This window comes from Alicyclobacillus hesperidum subsp. aegles, from assembly GCF_027923525.1.
Taxonomy (GTDB): domain Bacteria; phylum Bacillota; class Bacilli; order Alicyclobacillales; family Alicyclobacillaceae; genus Alicyclobacillus; species Alicyclobacillus aegles.
In genome coordinates, this window is the sequence record NZ_BSBJ01000007.1 from 99,518 (window position 1) to 121,717 (window position 22,200).

General features: G+C 53.7%; 22 protein-coding genes and 1 pseudogene. 8 read left to right on the plus strand and 15 right to left on the minus strand.

The window, feature by feature from the left end:
• Positions 1-14: 14 nt before the first annotated feature.
• The 4 genes from QMF38_RS05960 (at position 15) to QMF38_RS05975 (ending at position 3,632) form a co-directional block, all read left to right on the plus strand.
• On the plus strand, positions 15-371 hold the full coding sequence (locus QMF38_RS05960; RefSeq protein ID WP_058094043.1) for a YlbF family regulator: 357 nt from the start codon (positions 15-17) through the stop codon (positions 369-371).
• A 121-nt stretch (positions 372-492) separates the two neighbouring features.
• Positions 493-789: a DUF1292 domain-containing protein gene (locus QMF38_RS05965; RefSeq protein ID WP_040289368.1), complete on the plus strand. Its 297-nt coding sequence runs from the start codon at positions 493-495 to the stop codon at positions 787-789.
• Between the two features lie 238 nt (positions 790-1,027).
• The gene (acs, locus tag QMF38_RS05970; RefSeq protein WP_058094044.1) at positions 1,028-2,980 is read left to right on the plus strand and encodes an acetate--CoA ligase; all 1,953 of its coding nucleotides are present in this window, start codon (positions 1,028-1,030) and stop codon (positions 2,978-2,980) included.
• Positions 2,981-3,077: 97 nt separating this feature from the next.
• Positions 3,078-3,632 (plus strand): acetate uptake transporter, encoded by a 555-nt coding sequence (locus QMF38_RS05975; RefSeq protein WP_058094045.1) that lies wholly within the window; start codon positions 3,078-3,080, stop codon positions 3,630-3,632.
• A 73-nt stretch (positions 3,633-3,705) separates the two neighbouring features.
• On the opposite strand, the gene QMF38_RS05980 is transcribed toward QMF38_RS05975, so the two are convergent.
• The 8 genes from QMF38_RS05980 to QMF38_RS06015 form a co-directional block, all read right to left on the minus strand.
• On the minus strand, positions 3,706-4,623 hold the full coding sequence (locus tag QMF38_RS05980; RefSeq protein WP_232302149.1) for a fumarylacetoacetate hydrolase family protein: 918 nt from the start codon (positions 4,621-4,623) through the stop codon (positions 3,706-3,708).
• 11 nt (positions 4,624-4,634) lie between these two features.
• Positions 4,635-6,074 carry an aldehyde dehydrogenase family protein gene (locus QMF38_RS05985; RefSeq protein ID WP_058094046.1) on the minus strand — a complete coding sequence of 480 codons (1,440 nt, stop codon included), beginning with the start codon at positions 6,072-6,074 and terminating at the stop codon, positions 4,635-4,637.
• A 45-nt stretch (positions 6,075-6,119) separates the two neighbouring features.
• Complete coding sequence (locus tag QMF38_RS05990; protein WP_281758932.1) at positions 6,120-8,126, minus strand: YjhG/YagF family D-xylonate dehydratase; 2,007 nt, start codon at positions 8,124-8,126, stop codon at positions 6,120-6,122.
• A 29-nt stretch (positions 8,127-8,155) separates the two neighbouring features.
• Positions 8,156-9,202 (minus strand): ureidoglycolate dehydrogenase, encoded by a 1,047-nt coding sequence (gene allD, locus QMF38_RS05995; protein WP_058094047.1) that lies wholly within the window; start codon positions 9,200-9,202, stop codon positions 8,156-8,158.
• Between the two features lie 12 nt (positions 9,203-9,214).
• Positions 9,215-9,871 (minus strand): bifunctional 4-hydroxy-2-oxoglutarate aldolase/2-dehydro-3-deoxy-phosphogluconate aldolase, encoded by a 657-nt coding sequence (locus tag QMF38_RS06000; RefSeq protein WP_198146610.1) that lies wholly within the window; start codon positions 9,869-9,871, stop codon positions 9,215-9,217.
• On the minus strand, positions 9,868-11,016 hold the full coding sequence (dgoD, locus tag QMF38_RS06005) for a galactonate dehydratase (protein WP_058094049.1): 1,149 nt from the start codon (positions 11,014-11,016) through the stop codon (positions 9,868-9,870). The genes QMF38_RS06000 and dgoD overlap by 4 nt, the downstream gene beginning before the upstream one ends.
• Positions 11,017-11,182: 166 nt before the next feature.
• Entirely contained in the window at positions 11,183-12,550 is a 1,368-nt protein-coding gene (locus tag QMF38_RS06010) for an MFS transporter (protein WP_006446814.1), read from the minus strand.
• Between the two features lie 105 nt (positions 12,551-12,655).
• Positions 12,656-13,339 carry a GntR family transcriptional regulator gene (locus QMF38_RS06015; RefSeq protein ID WP_232302150.1) on the minus strand — a complete coding sequence of 228 codons (684 nt, stop codon included), beginning with the start codon at positions 13,337-13,339 and terminating at the stop codon, positions 12,656-12,658.
• A 160-nt stretch (positions 13,340-13,499) separates the two neighbouring features.
• Between QMF38_RS06015 and wrbA the strand changes: the two genes are divergently transcribed.
• Entirely contained in the window at positions 13,500-14,114 is a 615-nt protein-coding gene (gene wrbA / locus QMF38_RS06020) for an NAD(P)H:quinone oxidoreductase (RefSeq protein ID WP_058094050.1), read from the plus strand.
• 66 nt (positions 14,115-14,180) lie between these two features.
• Here wrbA and QMF38_RS06025 read toward each other — a convergent pair whose 3' ends face one another.
• From QMF38_RS06025 to QMF38_RS06055, 7 genes are all read right to left on the minus strand, one after another.
• On the minus strand, positions 14,181-15,074 hold the full coding sequence (locus QMF38_RS06025; RefSeq protein ID WP_058094051.1) for a 3-hydroxyacyl-CoA dehydrogenase: 894 nt from the start codon (positions 15,072-15,074) through the stop codon (positions 14,181-14,183).
• A 133-nt stretch (positions 15,075-15,207) separates the two neighbouring features.
• The gene (locus QMF38_RS06030; RefSeq protein ID WP_157057179.1) at positions 15,208-15,732 is read right to left on the minus strand and encodes a hypothetical protein; all 525 of its coding nucleotides are present in this window, start codon (positions 15,730-15,732) and stop codon (positions 15,208-15,210) included.
• A gap of 160 nt (positions 15,733-15,892) precedes the next feature.
• Positions 15,893-16,312 carry a hypothetical protein gene (locus QMF38_RS06035; protein WP_058094053.1) on the minus strand — a complete coding sequence of 140 codons (420 nt, stop codon included), beginning with the start codon at positions 16,310-16,312 and terminating at the stop codon, positions 15,893-15,895.
• Complete coding sequence (locus tag QMF38_RS06040; RefSeq protein WP_281758922.1) at positions 16,312-17,259, minus strand: L-lactate dehydrogenase; 948 nt, start codon at positions 17,257-17,259, stop codon at positions 16,312-16,314. The genes QMF38_RS06035 and QMF38_RS06040 overlap by 1 nt, the downstream gene beginning before the upstream one ends.
• A 39-nt stretch (positions 17,260-17,298) precedes the next feature.
• Positions 17,299-18,258 carry a 6-phosphofructokinase gene (pfkA, locus tag QMF38_RS06045; RefSeq protein ID WP_058094055.1) on the minus strand — a complete coding sequence of 320 codons (960 nt, stop codon included), beginning with the start codon at positions 18,256-18,258 and terminating at the stop codon, positions 17,299-17,301.
• 106 nt (positions 18,259-18,364) lie between these two features.
• Positions 18,365-18,793: a universal stress protein gene (locus QMF38_RS06050; RefSeq protein ID WP_058094056.1), complete on the minus strand. Its 429-nt coding sequence runs from the start codon at positions 18,791-18,793 to the stop codon at positions 18,365-18,367.
• Between the two features lie 162 nt (positions 18,794-18,955).
• Positions 18,956-19,504 (minus strand): DoxX family protein, encoded by a 549-nt coding sequence (locus tag QMF38_RS06055; protein ID WP_058094057.1) that lies wholly within the window; start codon positions 19,502-19,504, stop codon positions 18,956-18,958.
• Between the two features lie 241 nt (positions 19,505-19,745).
• On the opposite strand from QMF38_RS06055, the gene QMF38_RS06060 reads away from it, so the two are divergent.
• The 3 genes and pseudogenes from QMF38_RS06060 (at position 19,746) to QMF38_RS06070 (ending at position 22,029) form a co-directional block, all read left to right on the plus strand.
• Positions 19,746-20,033, plus strand: coding sequence for a HesB/YadR/YfhF family protein (locus tag QMF38_RS06060; protein WP_198146611.1), 288 nt, complete (start codon positions 19,746-19,748; stop codon positions 20,031-20,033).
• A 250-nt stretch (positions 20,034-20,283) separates the two neighbouring features.
• A pseudogene (locus tag QMF38_RS06065) lies at positions 20,284-20,832 on the plus strand (phosphate propanoyltransferase); the annotation flags it as partial.
• A 108-nt stretch (positions 20,833-20,940) separates the two neighbouring features.
• The gene (locus QMF38_RS06070; RefSeq protein ID WP_232302178.1) at positions 20,941-22,029 is read left to right on the plus strand and encodes an acetate/propionate family kinase; all 1,089 of its coding nucleotides are present in this window, start codon (positions 20,941-20,943) and stop codon (positions 22,027-22,029) included.
• Positions 22,030-22,200: the final 171 nt, after the last annotated feature.

Below are 22,200 nucleotides of genomic sequence, written 5' to 3' on the forward strand. Positions count from 1 at the left end.
GGGGGTGATGGGCCTTGGATAGAAACCAACTGCTTGTGCAAGCGAGCGAATTGGCTGACTTGATTGCCGAATCGGACGAGGCCGCAGCATATCGCGAGGCGCAGGCTCGTCTTTCCGCAAACCGCGAGGCCTCCGCCTTGTTGCGGCAGTTTCGCGACCTGCGCGAACAGATTGGCGAATTTCAGGCCCGCAAAGTGCCACCATTGCACTATCGGCATCTACTCGAAAAGGCGGATGCCCTGCTGTCCGAGCTCAACCGCATCCCTGATGTCCAATCGTTCGAAGCGGCCGAAAGACAGTTGAATGATCTGCTTGACGCCGTCACCAGCCGCCTTGCTGCCGCCATCGCAGCACCTCCGCAAAACATGTAGCGCGTCGGATTGTTTTGCGGTATGTTTCAACGATGATTCGTTGACACTCGTACCATATGGTGTTATGTTTTTCAGGCATGGCACCAGCCAAATTTTGATATCGGATAGGAATGAGCTTGCGATGGCGGATGAACATTTGCATGATCACGATCACGACGATGAAATCATCGTACTCGAAGACGAAAACGGACAGGAACATCAATTTGTCCTCGGCGAAGTGTTGACCGTCGATGAAAAGGACTATGCCGTTCTGTTGCCGATTGATGAGGAAATGGAAGAAGGCGTCATTTTCCGAATTGATGGCGAAGATGGAGATCAAATGGTCCTGGCCGAGATCGATGATGACGAAGAATGGCAACGTGTAGTGGACGCCTATAACGACGATCTGTTCGACGACTCAGAAGACGACGAAGCCTGATTGTCACCTCATTCGTAATGTGGCTGCTCGCTGGCGCACAAGTTGCGCAAAGAGCAGCCTTTTTGCTGGAACCATCCCTGCGTCAGCAATCATATTGCAGAATCGCCCACATATAGTGTTTACCACCACACTCACCCTCACTGATTGTTTTCTCAGACAACTTATTCTATGATAATAACAACCAATTGAACTTGTCGTTATCGTCATATGATGCGACTGGTCGAAAGGAGCCGACATAATGAGTCCAAAAGAACAACTCGATACATTGTTGCACGAATCCCGGACCTTCTCTCCTGCGGAATCGTTTCGTCAGCAGGCAAATTTTCAGGATGAAGGGATTTATGAGTCCGCCCTGCAGGATCCAGAGGCATTTTGGTCGGCGCAGGCTCAAGAGCTCACTTGGTTTGAAGATTTTGAAAGCGTTTGCAATTGGGAGCCGCCGCACGCCCAATGGTTTATCGGCGGAAAACTGAATGCCGCATACAACTGCGTGGACCGTCACACCTTGACACATCGCAAGAACAAAGCCGCCATCATCTGGGAAGGCGAGCCTGGTGACAGTCGTGTACTCACTTACGATATGTTGCGTCGTGAGGTCGACAAAGCCGCGTACGCGTTGCGCGAACTGGGTGTACAAAAAGGTGATCGCGTCACCATCTATTTGCCGATGGTACCTGAACTGCCGATCTCGATGCTCGCGTGTGCCAAGATCGGGGCCATTCACTCGGTGGTATTTGGGGGATTTTCCGCGCAAGCTCTGCGCGATCGGATCATCGACGCGGACAGCAAACTCCTCATCACGGCAGATGCCGGTTGGCGACGTGGTAAAATCGTGCCTTTAAAGGCAAACGCCGATGAAGCCGTGGTCGACACCCCAATCGAGAAAGTCATCGTCGTTGAGCGCGTGGGTGCAGAGGCCGGCATTACGCTACACGAGGGCCGCGACGTCCGTTGGCAAGATCTCATGGCGAGTGCCCCCACTTCCCCATATCCAGCAGAGCCGATGGACTCGGAAGACTATCTGTTTTTGCTGTATACGTCAGGAACGACGGGAAAGCCGAAAGGCATTGTTCACTCGACGGCTGGATATTTGACAGGTGTCAACACATCCATGCGCACTGTATTCGATCTCAAAGACAACGACGTCTTCTTCTGCACGGCGGATATTGGTTGGATCACTGGCCACACGTATCTCGTGTACGGACCACTGTCAGCCGGTGGCACCGTTGTCATGTACGAAGGTTCTCCCGACTTTCCGGATCGCGATAGGTATTGGGAAATTGCCGAAAAGTACGGCGCGACCATTCTCTATACCGCACCGACATCCATCCGCATGTTCATGAAGTGGGGCTCGCAGTATGTCGAAAAGCACGATTTAAGCTCGCTTCGCCTGCTTGGGACCGTGGGTGAACCCATCAATCCAGAGGCATGGATGTGGTACCACAAGTACGTGGGCCAAGAGCGCTGCCCCATTGTCGACACGTGGTGGCAAACCGAAACAGGTTGCGCCATGATCGCACCACTGCCAGGCTTAATCACGACGAAGCCTGGTTCCGCCACCAGGCCCGTTCCCGGGATCGCAGTCGATATTGTCGACGAGGATGGCAACTCGGTTCCCCCTGGCCATGGTGGGTATCTGGTCATCACCAAGCCCTGGCCATCGATGCTCCGCACGGTCTGGGGTGACGACGAACGCTTCCGCAACACGTACTTTGGCAAATTCGAAGGTATCTATCTGCCAGGCGACGGTGCCCACCTCGACGAAGACGGGTACATTTGGATTCTTGGACGCATCGACGACGTCATCAACGTGTCGGGACACCGCATTGGCACCGCCGAAGTGGAAAGCGCTCTCGTCGCGCATCCGGCAGTCGCCGAAGCGGCCGTCATTGGCCGCTCACATGAAGTGAAAGGCCAGGCCATCACCGCGTTTGTCACCCTGCGCGAAGGCATCGCGTCGTCCGACGATCTCGTCACTGAATTAAAACAGCACGTCGTCGAACGAATTGGCGCGATGGCCCGGCCTGAAGAGATTCTGTTTACAGCAGAATTGCCCAAAACACGCAGTGGCAAAATCATGCGCCGCCTGTTGCGCGACATCGGCGAAGGGCGGGTCATTGGCGACACGACGACGTTGGCCGATCCAAGCGTTGTGGAAGCGCTGAAAGCGCAATACAAGGATCAGGACTGACGCAAGGGAGGTGATGTCCACAACCTGAACTTCGACGATTGTACCGGAATGTCGTTGTCGCACCACTCGCGACATTGGGAAAGAAGGTGGATTTGCCATGGCAGAACAAACAAAAATCGCCGATCCCGGTCCGCTTGGGCTGGCCGGATTCGGTATTACAACATGCATTCTTAGTCTGATCAATGCGGGCGTCGTCAGTACAGGTGCTCTGGGTGTCGTCCTTGGTTTGGCTCTTGCCTACGGCGGCGGTGCTCAGTTTATCGCCGGCATGTGGGAATTTCGCAAAGGAAACACGTTTGGAGCTACAGCCTTTTCATCGTACGGTGCCTTCTGGATTGCGTTCTATTTTATCGAGAAGGCGGCACCCCCGGCCGGGTTGGGCGTTTTTCTGTTGTTCTTTGGCATCCTGACTTTATTCCTTTGGATTGGCACATTCTATCTCAATCGGGCTTTGTTCTTCGTCTTTTTGACGCTGTGGCTCGCCTTCTTCTTGCTAGCATTTCACGGCTTTGGCGTGATGGGCAGTCAACCGGGCGGATGGGTTGGCCTGATCTGTGGCCTCACGGCCTTGTACACCTCATTTGCAACGGTGATTAACGCCACCGCAGGCAAGACCATTCTGCCACTCGGTCGCCCTGTTGCACGTAGCTAACTTTGTTCTCTATTCGTGTAAAAAAGGACCGCCCACCAAATAGGGCGGTCCTTTTTTACGAACACAATCGACTTTAAACGCCAGCCTCCATGGCGACCGCACGCGTACCCTGCGCTGAAATCGGATTGACCAATTGTCCTATGGCTTGAATTTCAATGGCAACAACATCTCCTGGTTGCAAGGTGAATTCATCCGGCGGCACGATTCCAGTCCCGGTCATCAACGCGGTGCCATCAAGAATGGGATTATCGCGCAAGAGATAGGAGACAAGTTCAGAAAGCGGACGTCGCAGTTGTGTCAAAGCGACGTTTCCCAAGAACACCGTGTCTCCAGCGCGTTCGATCCGCATCTCAATCTCCCATGCCAGCGGATCGACAGCGGGATCGCACCACACGAGCGCAGGTCCCAACGAACAGCTCGCCGCAAAAATCTTCGCCTGCGGCAAATACAACGGATTTTCACCTTCAATATCGCGCGAGCTCAGGTCATTGCCAATCGTGTAGCCAATGATATCGCCTTGGCTGGAAATAATGACACTCAATTCAGGCTCAGGCACCATCCACGCGGAGTCCGAGCGCAACTTTAAGGATTGACCAGGCGGGACCAGGCGCTCGGCTGTGGCCTTGAAAAACAATTCGGGGCGTGTCGCGGTATAGACGCGGTCGTACACGCTGTCTTGCAGCTGTGTCTCGGCGTTGCGAGCGACTCGGCTTCGCTCATAGGTGACGCCGCTTGCCCAAACTTCAGGTGCCAGCACTGGAGGCAAAAGACGACCTTCGCCAGTGAGATTTCGATAGGATAACGAGTCCCCAACGCATAACCGCTCCTCAACCGAGCGCATGTCCAGCTGCAATGCCCGTAGCGCTTGCCACATGGGCACAGGATCTGTCCACGACGCAACCTTGTCCGTAACGCTATAGACATCGTCGCCGACCACAATGCCAAGATGAACGGAACCGTCTACCGGATGCATGTAACGGATAGTCTTCATCCCATTCCCTCCTACGCGCCGTAATAGACCGCGCACGTCTTTACCTGGCTGTAAAAGTCGAGCGCAGCCTGGCCTTGTTCGCGCGTGTGCGAACTGGATTGCTTCATACCGCCAAACGGGGCCTGATATTCGACGCCCGCCGACTCAAGGTTGACGCGAACCATGCCTGCCTCTGCTGCGTCTAGAAAGCGCATCGCCCGCTCAAGGTTACTCGTAAAAACGGACGCGCTAAGTCCATATACCGTGCGATTACACTGCTCCACGGCCTCATCGAATCCATCCGCCGTGAGGATACAGGCCAGGGGCCCGAAGACCTCTTCCTGTGCCAAAGCGTGGCCGACGTCCATTCCCGTCACAACGAGTGGGCTCACATAGTACCCCGTATCAGGCGAGACTTGTAACTCGCCTTCGACGACGAGGCTCGCTTCCGATCTCGCGAGATCGACATAGGATTGCACTTTGCTGTACTGGCTCTTGGAAGCCACCGGTCCCAAGTAGGTTTTCGGATCCAGCGCATCGCCGACGTACAGTTCGCGCACTGCTGCCGAAAGCGCATCGACGAACGGCTCGTAGATGGCCTTTTCGACGATGATGCGACTTGTCGCCGTACACTTTTGGCCAGCGGATCGAAACGCGCCGCTCACCACAGCCGGTACAGCGACGGATAGGTCAGCGTCGGCGAGGACAACAGCGGCGTTCTTGCCACCCATTTCCGTTTGGTACTTCATGTTGCGGCCAGCACAAATTGTCGCGACACGCATACCAGTGGTGGTCGATCCGGTAAAGCTGATGGCGTCCACCGCCGCGTGTTCGACGAGCGCCTGGCCGACGACAGCACCGTCCCCGACGACCAAGTTGAGCACACCTGGCGGCAGTCCAGCGTCCGCGAACACATGAGCCACGGCGGCGGCGGTCAGGGACGCAAACTCGGCAGGTTTCCAGACAACGGTGTTTCCGCAAATGAGTGCCGGCGCTATCTTCCAAATTGGAATGGCGACTGGGAAATTCCACGGCGTAATCACGCCAACGACACCGAGTGGGACACGCTTTGTATACTGCAGCACGCCTTCCTGGCTGGCCGGAATCACACTGCCGACAGCACGTACCCCTTCAGCGGCATAGTAACGCAGGAGATTGACACCACGGACAACCTCACCCTTCATCTCACCGATGGGTTTCCCCATCTCACGACTGGCCAAAACCGCAACCTCATCCGCACGTGCGGCCAATAAATCGGCCGCTTTGTAAAGAAGATCTGCTCGTTTCGCGCCAGCAAGCCCCGCCCATCCTGGCAACGCGCGTCTGGCGGCCTCTGCAGCCGTGATAACATCGGCTTCTTCCGACGTATGGACGACGCCTACTTCCTCAGAGAGGCGCGACGGATTGTTGACAACGTACGATCCGCCATTTGGTATCCTCCATTCGCCAGCTACCCAATTTTTTGCTTCCAAAACGATACCCTCCCGTGTTACGAACATGAATCATCGTACTTCGCGTCAAATCTGCGTCACATGCTGGTTACTCGTTTCATCGTCGTTCGCTGCGAGAGCCGCGATTCCAGCTTCAATGACCTGTAGAATTCGCTCTACGTCGTATACCGCCCCCCGCCAGGGCCCCCCGCTGGCACGCTGTAGAGCTGCCCACAAACGCGTGTCGTCAGGTAGATCGGGATCCGGCGCGAGGTCTGGATGAGGCTCCCGCTTTGCAAGAATCCTCGTTCCCTCCTCTGCGTCGAATCGCTCGTCCCCGACACCCACTAAATTGACAGACCCCTGCAATCGAATCCGATCAACGATCACCTCGATGACGTCCCCATCGCGCAGTTTTCCAATGGGGCCACCGGCTAGGGCCTCGGGGCCGACGTGACCAATACAAGCGCCTGTCGAGACCCCGGAAAAACGAGCATCGGTAATTAAGGCAACATGTTTACCAAACGATAGATGCTTAAGTGCGGACGTCAACTGATAGGTCTCTTCCATACCCGTCCCGGTTGGACCACGCCCGATGAGCACCAAGACGTCGCCCGGCTCAATTGCGCCGCCTTTAATGGCCGCTATCGCCTGCCGCTCACTCGTAAACACTTTCGCCGGGCCAATGTGTCGATACACACCGTCAGCATCGACGACGGACGGATCGATGGCCGTCGATTTGATCACCGCCCCATCGGGGGCCAGGTTGCCCGTCGGAAATGTGACAGTCGAGGTTAGACCGCGGGCTCGTGCAACGTCGGGAGACATAATGACGTCGTCCGGATCGACACCTGTTGCACTTTTGAGCCGATCCTGCACACGGCGCCGGCGCTCTGAATCCTGCCACCAATTGAGAACGTCGTCTAAGCTACAACCTGATGCCGTTTTGACCGAAGTCTCGAGCAGCCCCGCACGCCGCAGATGCAACATGATTTCTGGCACACCGCCAGCCAAAAAGACATACACGGTTGGATAATCGACCGGCCCATTCGGCAACACGCTGACGATCCTCGGCACAGCCTGGTTGACTTCACGCCAATCGGCGGCCGTCGGCATGGACAGCCCGGCGCTATGGGCGATGGCCGGGATGTGTAGGAGCAAGTTGGTGGACCCGCCAATTGCCGCGTGCACCACCATGGCGTTGTGCACCGCAGCGTCCGTCAGGATATCCGCCATCCCCCATCCAAGTTGAGCTTGGCGCAACAAAGCGCGGGCCGAATGCACCGCTACTTCTTCCCATATCGGCTGTCCAGAAGGTGCGAGTGCGGAATGGACAATCGCCATGCCTAATGCTTCGGCCACAACCTGTGCAGTTGCTGCAGTGCCTAAAAATTGACATCCGCCACCAGGGCTGGCACAGGCTCGACAAGCAACTTCCGCCGCATATTCGAGACTGATTTCCCCGTGCGCGAAACGAGCACCGATGGTCTGCACTTTACCAGCGTCTTCGCCCTCCTCGGGTGCAAGGGTCACGCCGCCGGGCACGAGCACGCCGGGCAAGCGTCCGATGGAAGCCAAGGCCATCATCGTCGCCGGAAGCCCCTTGTCGCACGTTGCCACCCCCAATACACCCTTGCGGGTTGGCAACGACCGAATCAGGCGCCGCATGACCAAAGAGGCATCATTGCGATATGGCAATGAGTCAAACATCGCCGCGGTGCCTTGGGAACGGCCGTCGCAGGGATCGCTGACCGCTGCTGCAAATGGCACCGCGCCAAGCCGCCGCAATTCGCGCGCTGCCGCTTGCACAAGCAGTCCAATTTCGTAGTGGCCCGTGTGATAACCGAGAGCCTCTGGCGATCCGTCAGCGGCGCGCAGCCCTCCTTGCGTGCTGATAATGAGCATGTGCTGACCAAGCACCTTTTTGGGATCCCATCCCATGCCGACGTTTTGCGAGAGCCCAAAGAGGTCTCCGCTCGCCCACGTTCTGAGCATTTCAGGCGTCAGCGGCAGTCGACCGGAAGGCCCAGGCGCGTGCGTCGGAATCTCGTACAAATCGTCACGATAGGACGCGAGTAGTTCTGCCAGTTGCATAATCGATGGAGCATGATGATCGTCCATAGTCATCCCTCACTCTGGTCAGAGGCATCATGGGAGGCCGCCGTGGCCAGATACCGATACACAGATTCTGGAACGGGCACACCTTGCTCACGATACAGCGCCTCTTTGCGCTGTTCCGGCTCGCCGGGTACGAGCACTTCTGCGAAGCCTGCGGCCGCTGGTTCTTGATGGAGTTCCTCAATCATCTGATCAACCGCTTCAACAAACGCGTCGCGATTGTGAAACAGGCCGGGATCGAGCGCCATGAAAAGGTGCCCCAGCTTACGCATCTGTTCATATTCGCCGTACATCGGCACGATATGGGGTCCAAACGTAGCCCCGGTGAGGATCCCAGACAGGACGTCGATAGCAAGCGCCAGCCCGTAGCCCTTCGCTCCGCCCAAAGGCAACAAGGCAGTTACCGCAGACGGATCCGCAGTGGGCCGACCTTTTGCGTCAACGCCCCACGATGTCGGAATCTGTTTACCGACCTCGCGCGCCTGCAGGACTTTACCAAATGCCACTTCACTCGTTGCCATATCGAGGATGATGGGTGGATGGTGCTTTGCTGGAAACGCGAATGCTATAGGATTAGTGCCGAAAAATGGGCGCCGTCCCCCAAATGGCACCACGCATGCGTCGGTGTGCGTCATCGCCACGCCGATGAACCCGGCGCCCGCGGCCATCTGTACGAAATAGGACAAAGCGCCACAGTGGCTGCTGTTGTGCACGCCGACAAAGCCAATTCCGTGTACGGCTGCCAGTTCAACGGCACGTTCCATCGCGAATTTCCCGACGACGTGTCCGAAGCCGTCGTCGCCATCGACAAGCCCTGCCGTTGGTCCGGTTTGCCGAAACCGCGGAGTCGCATGCGGATTGAGCCCACCCGCGCGCACGCGGTGCACATAATGTTCCGTTCGTAACACGCCATGCGAATGCACACCGCGCAGATCGGCATGCACCAACACATCCGCGACAACGCCCGCCGTATCGCGCGGCACGCCTGCCCCTGACAATGCACTTTGCACCATCCTCCGAAGGTCCGCGTGCGAAACCGTCACATCCGCCATCCTGTCCCCTCCCTATCTGATACGAGAACGCCTATATGCCTCGACAAACGCTTTCGCTCGGCATGTGATCACACTGTAATTGCCATCCTTAATCGCTTCGCGATCCACGAGTGAGCTGCCTAGACCAACCGCTTTCGCGCCAGCGGCGAAGAAACCCTCGACGTTCGCCAACGTAACGCCCCCAACCGCCACCAGTGGCAAACCGGGTGCCACTGCCCGCACTTGCCGAAGGTATGCAGTGCCACCGCGATTTGCCGGAAACACCTTCACCATCGGTGCACCGGCTCTAAGCGCGACCACGATTTCGCTGGGTGTCAACGCTCCAGGCAAGACCGGTACCCCCTCCGCCAAACCAGCCTGCACGACGACCGGATCGACATGGGGTGCCACGAGGAACGACGCCCCCAACGTTATCGCTTCCTTTGCCTCACTCGCCGACAGCACAGTACCTGCCCCGATCTGCATGCGTCCGAAGAAATGTTGACATAAAGCCGCAATCGAACGGTGTGCATCCGGCGTATTCAACGTCACTTCCATCACTCGCACGCCGCCGGCGTACAAAGCCTGACCAAGCTCGATGACGTGCGAGGACGGCACACCGCGCACAATCGCGATCACGCCCGTCTCTGCAACAGCCTGGCGAAACCGTTCCGCATATGCGTTGCTCACCATTCCGCCACCGATCCATCCACGTTACGCCAGACAGGATTTCGCCAATCGTGTCCGCGTTTGGCGGCCTCTCGCACAGAGGCTTCGTCGATTTTCAACCCCAATCCCGGCCCGTCAGGCAGCAAAACAAAACCATCGTTATAGGCAAACACCGAAGGATCCTCGACATAGTCAAGCAAGTCGTTCTCGAGATTGTAATGAATGCCGAGGCTCTGCTCTTGGATAAACGCATTGGGCGTGCACGCGTCCAATTGCAACGAAGCAGCCAGCGCGATCGGACCCAAGGGACAGTGAGGTGCAAGTGCGACATCGTGGGCTTCGGCCATCGCGGCAATTTTTTTGCACTCCGAAATACCGCCCGCGTGCGACAAGTCCGGCTGGATGATATCCACGTATCCGCCTGCCAAAAGCCGTTTATAGTCCCATCGCGAATACAACCGCTCTCCGGTCGCAATTGGCATCGCGGCAACCTGGGCGATCTCGCGCAGTGCCTCGTCATTTTCAGGCAATACCGGTTCTTCGATAAACATCAAATCGAAAGGGCGCAGTTCCTGTGCAAGGACTTTAGCCATGGGACGATGCAAGCGACCGTGAAAATCGACGGCGATTCCAAAGTCCTCGCCCACCGCGTCGCGCACCGCCTGTACTCGTTCCAGCACCGCATCGATCTTTTTATGCGAGTCAATCCAGTGCATCTCTTCTGTCGCGTTCATTTTAATTGCGGTAAACCCTTGCTCCATGCGCGCTTTGGCCGCCATGCCGACATCGCTCGGCCGATCGCCGCCAATCCACGCATACACCCGCATTTTGTCGCGTACCCGACCGCCTAGCATCTCGTAGACCGGCAGGTTGTAGCGCTTGCCCTTGAGATCCCACAACGCCTGGTCGATGCCGGCGATGGCACTCATCAAGACCGGACCGCCGCGGTAGAACCCCCCACGGTACAAAACCTGCCAAAGATCTTCAATGCGATCCGCATCTGCGCCGACGACGTACGTCTGCAACTCACTTACGGCCGCTGCCACGGTGCGCGCCCGTCCCTCGACGACCGGTTCTCCCCATCCTGTCAAACCTTCTTCATCGGTTACCTTGACAAACAGCCAACGGGGAGGAACAAGAAACCATTCCACCGAGGCGATTTTCACCGCCATCACCTCATTCCAGGGAACACGGGCTCGGCAAGCCAACTTGTATGCGGTTTCAAAAGGTTGGCTTGCCGGTCCGCACACTTGTATACAAGATCTCTTTGATTATAAACGATAGCACGTAACTCGTGCCGAAAACATCACGTTTCTTTCACACTGCTAAACATCAACCTTCCTTGCTCACGTAACCGTAAACTTCCGGAAGGATAAAAACAGAAGCTAGCAAGCCACACAACGGGAACAAAACGGTGAACAACGTCGCATTCGCCGTTCCAATCATGGCAAAGAACGACGGGAACAAAAAGATACCTAAGAAACCTGACACCTTGATCCACATATACGCAAAGCCGCTCGAAATTCCGCGGTAGCGCGCCGACGCGACCATGGACGGAATGGTCATACAGTTTTCAGCATCCCAATAGTGACCCCACAGCATCAGCCCCGCGGCAAACGGCAAAAGGATATTGTGACCTGTGTACAGGGCAGCCGCCGCAATGAGAAGGGCTATACCAACTATCGAGAATCCCCAGATGCTGAGTTTCTTCTGACCAATTTTTGGCGTGATCAGAGGTCCGACCAAACCAGAGATGAGAGCCACCACATAGACCGCAAGCGTAATCAAATCCGTGTCAAACGTTCCAGTCACATGCACGAGAGCGAATAGAACCGGTAGATAAAAAGCGAACGTTGCGAACTCGCCGTTTTGCATAAAACCTGCGATCCAGCCGTATAAGCTCGCCCGGAACCGCACAGGGTCCTTGCGCAGGTCGCGCAAAAACTCGCGAAGTTTCGGCGTAGGAACCGGTTCGTCAGCATCCGGAAGCATCTCCAGCGGATCGCCATACATCTGACGAGCGATGGCCTTCGCTTCGCGATACCTACCACGTTGAATGAGCCAAATGGCCGTCTCTGGCAAGTTGAGGCGCAGGAAGAACAGAATGATGGCCGGAACGCCTGACAAACCAAGCACGATCCGCCAGAGCAAAGCATCCTTGACACCAATGCCAAGGAACAATAAAACAACCGCGATGGCTACTACCTCGCCGACGGCGAACATAATCTGCCACCGGTTGCCCATGACTTCGCGCTTTCCGCTCTGCATGAACTCCATGATGTACGTATACCCGTTTGCGATGTCCGTGCCTAGCGGAATGCCAATAATGAAGCGGATAATGACCAGCATCGTCATATCCGTTGCAAACGCTTGCAACACGCCGAAGACGAAGAACATGAGCATGGTGCCGAGAAACACCGCGCGGCGGCCGATTTTGTCGGTCAGCCAACCACCAATCAAGGCACCGATGAGCGCCCCGCCCTGTGTTGCCGCAGATGCTAAACCGAGCATCAACGCGGAAGGATGGTAGATGGCCTTAATGAACACAATGACAAATGAGATGGAGTACAGGTCCCAAGCCTCGATGAAAATAGACGCAATCATGAGCCAGCCAATCTTGGTTCCACTTGGACTGTACTTTTCCACCAGTCGCGAAATCGCCGCCGCTGCCCTTGGCTCTAAACCAAGCGCGTTTTCCATCTGCTAGCCTCCTTTGGCCGACGCGGATTTCCCCGCGATCGACATGTATACTTGTCGACATCTTATTCCGGCATGAACCGTTCGATGACTACGCAGAAAAGCAGTCTATGAAAGTCCAAATAGCGTCTCAACCAGGCTTTTGGTCTCCTCCAAATGTCGTTGAACGACAGCTAGCACTAGGTCTTCGTTGCCAATGACGAGTGCCTTGACCAATTCGCGGTGTTGCTCTAACGACCCAGACATATCGTCGGGAGAACGTTCCAATCGCCGTTCGGTCACCACGGCTAGAGTCGCGTGCACGATTTCCCGGATTTCACCCCACATATGCCACAACCGCTTGTGCCCTGCAGCTGCCACAACGCGCTCGTGAAACCGTAAATCCCAAGCAGCAAATTCTACGTGGTTGCCATGCCGCACAGCCAATTCCATCTTGTCGACCATTTGCGTTAACTCGGTGCACAAGGCGGATCGTGCGTCGTCCGATTGCGCGGCAACCCGACTGAACGCGAAGCGTTCAATCAAGAAGCGAACGTCGTATAATTCCTGCACGTCGCCGGCATCCAATCCTTTGACGATCGCACCCATTCTCGCAAGCTCAATCACGCCTTCGTGAGCCAACTCGCGCAACGCTTCGCGAACCGGAGATCGGCTCGTGCCAAACTCGCGAGCCAGTTGATTCTCCGATATCACCTCCCCTTTCGCCAACGTCCCCGAAACAATTCGGCAACGTAGCTGATCTGCGATTTTGGCTCCCAAGGTGACAGAGGGCGATATCGTCGCATCCGCCAATCGCAACACCCCGTTTCTTTGCTTATGTTTGTCTTGGATTTGACACAAAGTAAGTTTATGCCGTATCATAGCTCTCGCATGATGTGCTTACAAATTGTAAGTATATGATGTAAAGAGAGAGATTCTGCGGAGATAAACCAAGAACTTGGAGGGAACCGCCATGACGAAGGTCAAGCTCGCAATCATCTACTACAGTTCCACCGGCACCAACTACCAAATGGCACAATATGCTGCTGACGCCGCACGTGAAATGGGCGCCGACGTCAAAGTGCTCAAAGTTCCGGAACTAGCTCCCCCAGAAGCTATCGCGTCGAACCCAGCCTGGCAGGCGCACCACGACAGGACGCGCGAGGTCCCAATTGCTTCGGCAGCGGATGTCGAGTGGGCAGACGCCATCATCTTTAGCGTGCCAACGCGCTTTGGTAACGTGCCATCGCAATTCAAACAGTTCATGGATACGCTTGGCGGCCTCTGGGCTCAAGGCAAAACAGCAAACAAAGTTGTGAGCGCGATGTCGAGCGCACAAAACCCGCATGGTGGCCAAGAAGCAACCATCCTAGCGCTGTACACCTCGATGTACCACTGGGGTACCATCATCGCAGCGCCCGGTTTCACGGATGCATCCGCATATACGTCCGGCGGCAATCCATATGGGACAAGCGTGACAGCGCGAGAGGATGGCGTCATCGACGAAGGCACCATCGCAGCCATCAAACATCAAGCTCGTCGTACAGTCACCGTTGCACAGTGGATCAAGGCTGGGCAAGCGCAATAAGACAAGTCCAAAAAACCCGCGCAGGTATGGTACTGCGCGGGTTTTTTGGTGACGCGTTTAGCTTTTTTAGCTTTTGAGGAAATCCGGATCGCGAAAGCGTGGGTGTGGATAGCGATAAAAACCTTCACCCGACTCACGCCCCAGTTTACCAAGGTCGATCATGTCTTTCAGCTTGGCCGCCAGCTGGTCGTACTCCTGCTTTCCTGCCTTTGCTTTCCCACTCGCAATATTGTAAGCCGTACGCACGCCAACGGTATCGAGGATGGCAAATGGCCCTTCGGGTGCCCCAGTCGCAATCATCCACGTCTTATCGATAGTCTCCGGGTCCGCCACTCCGTTCACCCACAACATTTGTGCGGCTTCCAAAAAAGGCACCAACAGTGAATTGAGAATATATCCAGGTTGCTCCTTGTAAATCGGCAACGGCACCATACCAATTGCTTTGGCGAATTCGATCACGTCCTGAAATACCTGATCATCGGTTCCCGGGTGTTTCATAATTTCGGCTGTATTGTGCACCCAAATCGAATTTGCAAAATGCAAAGCAAGAAACTTACTCGGTCGCCCCGTCGCCTCAGCGAACTGACTTGGCAATAAGGTTGACGAATTTGTCGCGAAAACGGTCTTCTCCGGAGCCACCTTGGCAAGCTGTTCATAAAATGCCGTTTTGATGTCCGGCACTTCTGGTACCGCCTCGATGACGAGATCGGCTTTGGCTACAGCTTCCTTCAGATCTGTGCAGAACTGAATTCGCGCAAACGCCGCGTTGACCTCGTCTTCAGTGGCTTCTAAGTCGCGCTGATACGCTGGTTTCAAGCCAATTATTCGATTTTTGGCGCGCTCGATTGCCTCGTCATTCACATCGTACAAATACACTTCAAAACCGTGAAACGCCGTCTGGTAAGCAATCTGGCTGCCAAGCACGCCGCCACCAGCCACCATGATGTGATGAAAATCCATCAACAATCCTCCTCTCTTGACGTTCAAGTATAACGGTATCCCCGCTTGGAAACTAATGCAAGTTGCACGGCCATTCCATGCGTAACTGGAACCCTCCAGTTCCATCATCGACTCAGCCGATGAACTCGATCACCTAAGCAAACGAATAGGAATCCCGGCTTAGATAAATGACAACGAGATCCAGATGTTCCGCAATCTCCGCGAGTTCCTCACAGGTTTCAACCGTCTCGCCCATATATTCAACGCGATCGCGCTCAATTACAAACCAACTCGAGTAAACGCTCGGCGGCCCGTATGATAGTCTCAGTTTCGGAATGATGGTTGGCTCGGAAATGAAGTGCTGCACAACTGCCCTAGTCGATGGCGAACGGATGCCATCTAGATAAGACCGAATCGCGTGCATGGCCAACAAACTCGTCGGCCGTGACAAAAGTCGCAAAGCATCTTCGATGGCTTTGTCTCCATAACCTTCTGCTTTCATTTCATTTTTGATGCGGTGATAAATTGCAGAGGATTGAGTCTCTTGTTTTCCGAGAATAATTCGTTCGCGCCAATCCACACTGGTAGCGTTTTCAAACGTTTCGCGATCGCGATTTCTTAAAGCCATGTCAATCAGAGCCCCTCGAATGATCTGCAAGGCCATTTCGGACTTTGTCATCATTCCACCTCCCCCCCTCTTTGTAACGAATAAAATTAGAATATTCAATATGAAAGTGCGGCAGCAACAAATGACCATCGACTTCGAAGTCAGTGGCGATGAGTGCCGCAAGGGTGGCAAACCCCCTCACACGGAGGGGGAAGCACGATTTTATGGCTGGCTAGTTTGCGAGTGGAAGCTCCAGGCTTGTATCGTCAAAAAGCACACGATGTGTCCCCAGGCTTGCCAGTAAATCCTCATCGCATCGATTGCGGCATACGGCCACGATGTCCGCATGCTCTTCGCGGATGACGCGGTCAATGACCACGCTGCGATTGCCGACCTCGTGTCGGAACTTGACGCGATCGAGCCAATGTAAAAACACATGCGATACACGATCTTCCAGTTCCTGCTTGAACACCAGTTCAGCGTCTGGAAGTATATAGTGAGCGTGGTTTCCTGTATCAAGGCATAGTCCTTCTTGCGGATCGGAGATGTACAGAACAGTAATCCGAAAATCATCGACCTCGTCAAAATACTGCTTAAGACGCCCCAGGCGATCAACGTCGTCGATTTCGCTCACGATCATGACAATGTTCATCATGCTTCCCCCTCTTTTGCAATAGCTAATGCTTGTTGAATTCGCGCCCGCAGCTCTCGTGCGGATGCCTCAAAGGCGGTCTGCTCCCTCACCGACAGCGGCAAATCGATCACGTTTTCGACCCCGCTCGCTCCTATGACACACGGCACGCCCATATACACATCAGATATGCCGCGATATTCGTGGAGCAGGGTGGACACGTTCAACACCGCATGCTCGTCGTACAAGATGGCGGTACAAATCCGATCTAAAGCCAGCGCGATCGCATAGCTCGTATATCCTTTAGACTCGATAATCTCGTAGGCAGCTTTGCGAGTCTGCAGCGCGACACGTCGACGTTTTTCTGCTGTGAGGTCAATAAGTGTGCCAACGACGTTTGCCGTACTCCAGACAGGCACCTCGGTGTCACCGTGCTCACCGATGATATGTGCATGAACGCTTCGCGGATCGACACCTAACTCGGACCCCAGTAAAAACCGAAAGCGTGCGCTATCAAGAACCGTGCCAGAACCTATTACGTGCCCTGCAGGCAAATTGGCTTCTTTATTCGCCACGTACGAAAGTACATCGACGGGATTGGTCGCAACGAGTAAAATACCTTGGAAGTTATAACTTCTCAGTTGACCGACGACATCTCGCATAATCCGCACGTTTCGGACAAGCAATTGCTGCCTGGTCTCACCAGGTCGTTGTGCAACACCGGCGGTTACAATCACGATGTCCGCATCGGCGCAGTCCTGGTACGTTCCCACCCAAATTCTTGAACCTCCAACAAACGGAAGACCATGTTGCATGTCCAGGACCTCTCCGTTTGCTTTGCGAACATTTGTATCGATAAGAACAATCTCTGTAGCTCGCGACCGTAAGAACAGTGTATATGCGGTTGTGGCTCCTACAGCGCCCGCTCCAACCACAACAATGCGCGTTGGCTTCGTTTTGATTGCCATGCATGCACCACCTTGCTTCTGTTTCATCTTCAGACTCTTTTAGACCGCAAGTGTGTCTGCAATCCGGTGATAAGAAAGATTTGCTTCATGTTGTCGGTCGAAGACTTCCGTAAAGGGTACTGCCGTCACTCTTGCGCCACACATCGCCACCATGTGATTCGTCATCCCCTCTAGCAACAACCGAACAGCTTCTGTCCCATAAAGGCCCCCTAAGATCCTATCTCGAGCAGACGGGGAGCCTCCCCGTTGAATGTGTCCCAGTACCGTTACCCGAACCTCCGATGCAATATGGTTTCGCAGAAACTCTCCCACGTCCATCGCGCACGCCGCGCCTTCTGCCACGATGACAATCGGATGCTTTTTTCCACGCTCTCTCGCCTTATTCAATTGAGCAAGAACACGATCAAGGTCCTGCGGTTCTTCAGGAATTAAAATGGAAGCTGCTCCCGCTGCCATACCGACCGACAGAGCAATTGCTCCAGAATGATGACCCATGACTTCTACCACGTACGTACGATCATGCGAACTCGCTGTATCGCGGATCCGATCAATGGCCTCAACAGCCGTATTGACCGCGGTGTCAAAGCCGATGGATTCGTCCGTCCCTGGAATATCATTGTCGATGGTACCTGGAATTCCAATGACCTGGATTCCATATTGCGCCAATGCATAGGCTCCACGAAAAGAACCATCGCCTCCAATGACGACAAGACCTTCGATACCATGCTTTTGTAAGGTCGCGATTCCCTTCGCCAACCCTACTGGCGTCTTAAAAGCTTCACATCGTGCGGTCTGAAGCACTGTTCCACCCCGTTGGATGATGTCACCCACAGAACCGGGGGTCAATTCCAACACATCGTCATCGATCATTCCTTGATATCCATGTCGAATACCGAAAATCCTACATTCGTAAAATGAGGCTGTTCTCACAACGGATCGAATCGCCGCATTCATCCCCGGCGCATCGCCTCCGCTTGTCAATACAGCGAACGTCTTCATGATTATCACTTCCACTATGAATTGAATCCGTAAAACGTACAAACGCCGTGCTAGCTTCAGCATGTGGATAGATCATCCGTTCTCGAAATGCCATCTACCATGATTCTCACTTCACAACGAGTGTTGGTACATGCGAGCGATGAACGACACTGCTACTGACACTTCCAAGTAACAATCGGTCTACGACGCCATAGCCGTGACTTCCAAGTACAATCAAGTCTACCGCCTCTTGATCCGCTACTTGACAAATTGTGACCGCGGGCGGGCCGAATGCGCTCCGAAACCGTACTCGAGACTCATATCCAGCAAACTGCTGTTCAACACGTTGCTTGACGTTATTAACCACTTTCTTCAAGTCATCCTCCGGCAATTCTGCAACAAAACCGATACCTATGCCTGCTGTCGCATATGCGGGCGGTGTGACATGCAAAGCGATGACAGATGCGTCTGGAAAGGCGTCTAGAAATTGAATCACCATGTCTCCCGCCTGGATGGCTCCCTGCGAACCGTCTGTCGCCAAAAGAATTGTTTTCATAATCAGTCGCTCCTTACTCGTGCCGCAAACTTGACTTCATCATAAGACCGTGCAGATTGGGCCATGAGGCACATTCATACTGTTTCACTAGCTCCACAAGGCCTATTTTTCGACTGGTTATATTGGACCAGAAGGTCAAAGTCCACGGTAGGCTCCTTCGAATCACGCAGAAAGCTTGCGTACATGACGGGAGTCAGAGCCCCCCTTAGGTTGAAAGAGTGTGACGAACCTCCGTAACCGCGGGATGATAAAGAAGTCCAATCCGACATAAGCGGCATTAAATCCACCGATGAGCAGAAACATCTCCCATATCACCATGTTCGGATTGGTGCTTGTCGTGCCGGCGAGCAGATATGCCATATTCATCACCACGGCCACCAGCGCCGCAAACGTTGTAAAACACCCAAACACTAAGGCGATGCCTACTAACAGCTCACCAAAACTTACAGCGTATGAAAACAACCTTGCATGCGGCAAAGCAAACTGCTTGATAAATGAGGCGTACCACGCTTGAACGTTCGGGTGTGTCCCGACACTTTGAGCAACGGCACTCCTAAGAAATCCCTCCACTGCAATTCCAGCCTGACTCCCCGTCCAGACTGAAGAACCAATCTTCGTAAGAGACGAACGGATCCACTCGACACCAATCCAAATTCGTAGTGCAGTGAGAATCCATCTGACAAACACGTTTTCACGCAACAGTTTCACCATGCTACTCGCCTCCCTTAGGCACTTGTTTAGGTTCCCTTCATGCCCTTATTTTCAGGATGTCCGCACAAAACCAGCAGACACAAACATATCATTCAGCCATGCCCGTAAAGACTAATTATTTTTCCGCGGAACACAGCCGAAAGGACTAATTCGCGTAACCTAAAACAACAGGTCCGAACTATTCACGTAAAGCCGGACAAGATCACCTATAATGAAAGAAGTCTTAAAGGAGGCGATGTGGATGAAAATTGTGATCGATCCGAAAGCCGCGAAATGGATGGAATCCGTATTGAACGTCAAGGAAGGAGAGGGGATACGCTTTAAAGTTCGATATGGTGGACATTCAACCATTCAACCTGGCTTCTCCCTTGGCTTGTCAGTGGAACGACCAGAGAACATCGTAGCGAGTGAGCAGCGTAATGGCAGATTATATTTTGTTCGCGACGACGATGCTTGGTATTTTGACGGACGAGATTTATATGTCGACTACCTGAACGATGATGATGGTGTCGATTATCGTATTGAATAGAACGTTCTTGCGCCCTTATTCAACCTTCGTGAGGCCTTTTTGGAAGCGTTGCATTTGCCGCACAATTGAATGTTCACTATGTCTTGTGAGTGTTCGTTATTTCTTGAACGGGTAGATCTTTTGTACTACTAGAAAGTTAGTTCATCCGGATAAAAGAAGATGACCAATTCGTTTCTTTTTGCACAACCCCCGCATGGCCATAATGAGATCGTCTTAAATCTTGGCAATTCGCAACGGGGGGGAATTCCATATGTATGTTCCAGTAGGTGTATCCAATCGCCACATCCACCTCACTGAAGCTGATGCCGATCGCTTATTTGGTAAGAACCATGTGTTTCGTGTACGAAAGTCCTTACGCCAACCTGGGCAGTATGCGTGCGAAGAAACGGTAACCCTACGCGGACCGAAGGGACTGATCCCGAATGTTCGCGTGTTGGGCCCGTGCCGGTCCTACTCTCAGGTTGAGATATCAAAGACGGACAGTTATGTACTCGGCGTCTGCCCGCCTGTTCGTGATTCCGGAGATATCGAGGGGACTCCCGGTATCGAGATCATCGGTCCAAAGGGAACATTGCAGCTCGAACGTGGCGTGATTCTGGCACAACGGCACATTCACATGCATCCAAGTGAGGCTTCTGAACTGGGGGTCAAAAACGGCGATTTCGTGTCCGTGGTAACCAAAGGTGAACGAGAGGTTATTCTTGAACGTGTTCTGTGTCGTGTAAGTGAACATTACAGACTTGAGTTTCACATCGACACCGACGAGGCAAATGCCTCGGGACTGTCGTCAGGCGACATTGTAAAGATCATACAGGTTGACGCCATTCACGAAATCCAAACGTTTAAGCCAAAACGAGTGCTCGTTCTCAATTGTGGCAGCAGTTCTGTCAAATATAAGGTCTACAACATGCCTAGTGAGACGATCACGGATAGCGGTAACATTCAGCATAATTATGGCGGCGATCTTCATGCTAGCCTCGCAAACATTTTTGATCACGTTGGTAGCGAGATCGACGTCGTGGCACATCGAGTCGTGCACGGGGCAGACCTTTTCACTGAATCGACCCTTATTACAGATGAAGTGATTAATAAAATTCAAAGCATCTGTCACATGGCCCCATTGCACAATCCGGTCAATTTGGAAGGCATCCGCATAGCTAGAACGTTTTACGCCACTATTCCACACATAGCCGTATTCGATACGAGTTTTCACCAAACCATGCCTCCCACTTCGTTTTTGTACCCGATACCTTACGAATACTATGAAAAACATAAAATTCGCAGGTATGGGTTTCACGGGAGCAGCCATCGTTATGTAATGGAGCGAGCTGAGCAGATACTCGACACCCCGAGATCCAAGCTCCGACTCATCAGTTGCCATATCGGAAACGGTGTAAGTGTTACAGCTATTCGCAATGGCGCCTCATATGCGACCTCTATGGGCCTAACGCCACTTTCCGGTGTTGCCATGGGAACACGAAGCGGAAGCATTGATCCGGCAGTGATTCCCCTCCTCGAAGGGTTGGAGGGTCTTACGACGAGACAGGTTCTGGATATCTTAAACCATGCAAGTGGACTTCTTGGTATCTCAGGTCTAAGCAATGATGTACGTGTATTGCTCGAGGCGGAGAAACAAGGACATGAAAGAGCCAAGCTGGCACTCGACATCTTTGTTATGAAGCTTCATGACTATATTGGTCTGTGCATGGCCCGCATGAATGGAGCAGATGCCATTATCTTCACCGCTGGCATCGGGGAAAATAGTCCAGAAATACGCGAAAGAATATGTCGGGGTCTTGAATACACGGGCGTTTTTTTAGATGCTGCGAAAAACAGCGAGGAATCCGGGGAACGCGTCATCTCAAGTAAATTCTCGCCTATTAAAGTGGCCGTCATCCCTACAAACGAAGAGCTGATCATGGCCCGTGACGCATATTGGATTGCTCTTCAAAACGTCACACAGGAGACATACGTATATTCGCCACTTCATGCATGACAAGGGGATTGGTCAATCGCGAAGAACAGTGCCCACACATGGCTGAATAAGCATTGGCGAGATCATGGCTTCCCCCATCATCTCGCCAATCTTCGACGTGAACACCTTCCGTTCGGACACCCCTAGCACTGGTACTTTACCCTCACTCGTTCATACGGTTCCAGCATGAAT

Coding starts and splice junctions, on each gene's coding strand:
- QMF38_RS05965 (WP_040289368.1), top strand. CDS start 493: ATGGCGGATGAACATTTGCATGATCACGATCACGACGATGAAATCATC.
- acs (WP_058094044.1), top strand. CDS start 1,028: ATGAGTCCAAAAGAACAACTCGATACATTGTTGCACGAATCCCGGACC.
- QMF38_RS05975 (WP_058094045.1), top strand. CDS start 3,078: ATGGCAGAACAAACAAAAATCGCCGATCCCGGTCCGCTTGGGCTGGCC.
- QMF38_RS05980 (WP_232302149.1), bottom strand. CDS start 4,623: ATGAAGACTATCCGTTACATGCATCCGGTAGACGGTTCCGTTCATCTT.
- QMF38_RS05990 (WP_281758932.1), bottom strand. CDS start 8,126: ATGCAACTGGCAGAACTACTCGCGTCCTATCGTGACGATTTGTACGAG.
- allD (WP_058094047.1), bottom strand. CDS start 9,202: ATGGCGGATGTGACGGTTTCGCACGCGGACCTTCGGAGGATGGTGCAA.
- QMF38_RS06010 (WP_006446814.1), bottom strand. CDS start 12,550: ATGGAAAACGCGCTTGGTTTAGAGCCAAGGGCAGCGGCGGCGATTTCG.
- wrbA (WP_058094050.1), top strand. CDS start 13,500: ATGACGAAGGTCAAGCTCGCAATCATCTACTACAGTTCCACCGGCACC.
- QMF38_RS06025 (WP_058094051.1), bottom strand. CDS start 15,074: ATGGATTTTCATCACATCATGGTGGCTGGTGGCGGCGTGCTTGGCAGC.
- QMF38_RS06030 (WP_157057179.1), bottom strand. CDS start 15,732: ATGACAAAGTCCGAAATGGCCTTGCAGATCATTCGAGGGGCTCTGATT.
- QMF38_RS06035 (WP_058094053.1), bottom strand. CDS start 16,312: ATGAACATTGTCATGATCGTGAGCGAAATCGACGACGTTGATCGCCTG.
- QMF38_RS06040 (WP_281758922.1), bottom strand. CDS start 17,259: ATGGCAATCAAAACGAAGCCAACGCGCATTGTTGTGGTTGGAGCGGGC.
- pfkA (WP_058094055.1), bottom strand. CDS start 18,258: ATGAAGACGTTCGCTGTATTGACAAGCGGAGGCGATGCGCCGGGGATG.
- QMF38_RS06050 (WP_058094056.1), bottom strand. CDS start 18,793: ATGAAAACAATTCTTTTGGCGACAGACGGTTCGCAGGGAGCCATCCAG.
- QMF38_RS06055 (WP_058094057.1), bottom strand. CDS start 19,504: ATGGTGAAACTGTTGCGTGAAAACGTGTTTGTCAGATGGATTCTCACT.
- QMF38_RS06060 (WP_198146611.1), top strand. CDS start 19,746: ATGAAAATTGTGATCGATCCGAAAGCCGCGAAATGGATGGAATCCGTA.
- QMF38_RS06070 (WP_232302178.1), top strand. CDS start 20,941: ATGCCTAGTGAGACGATCACGGATAGCGGTAACATTCAGCATAATTAT.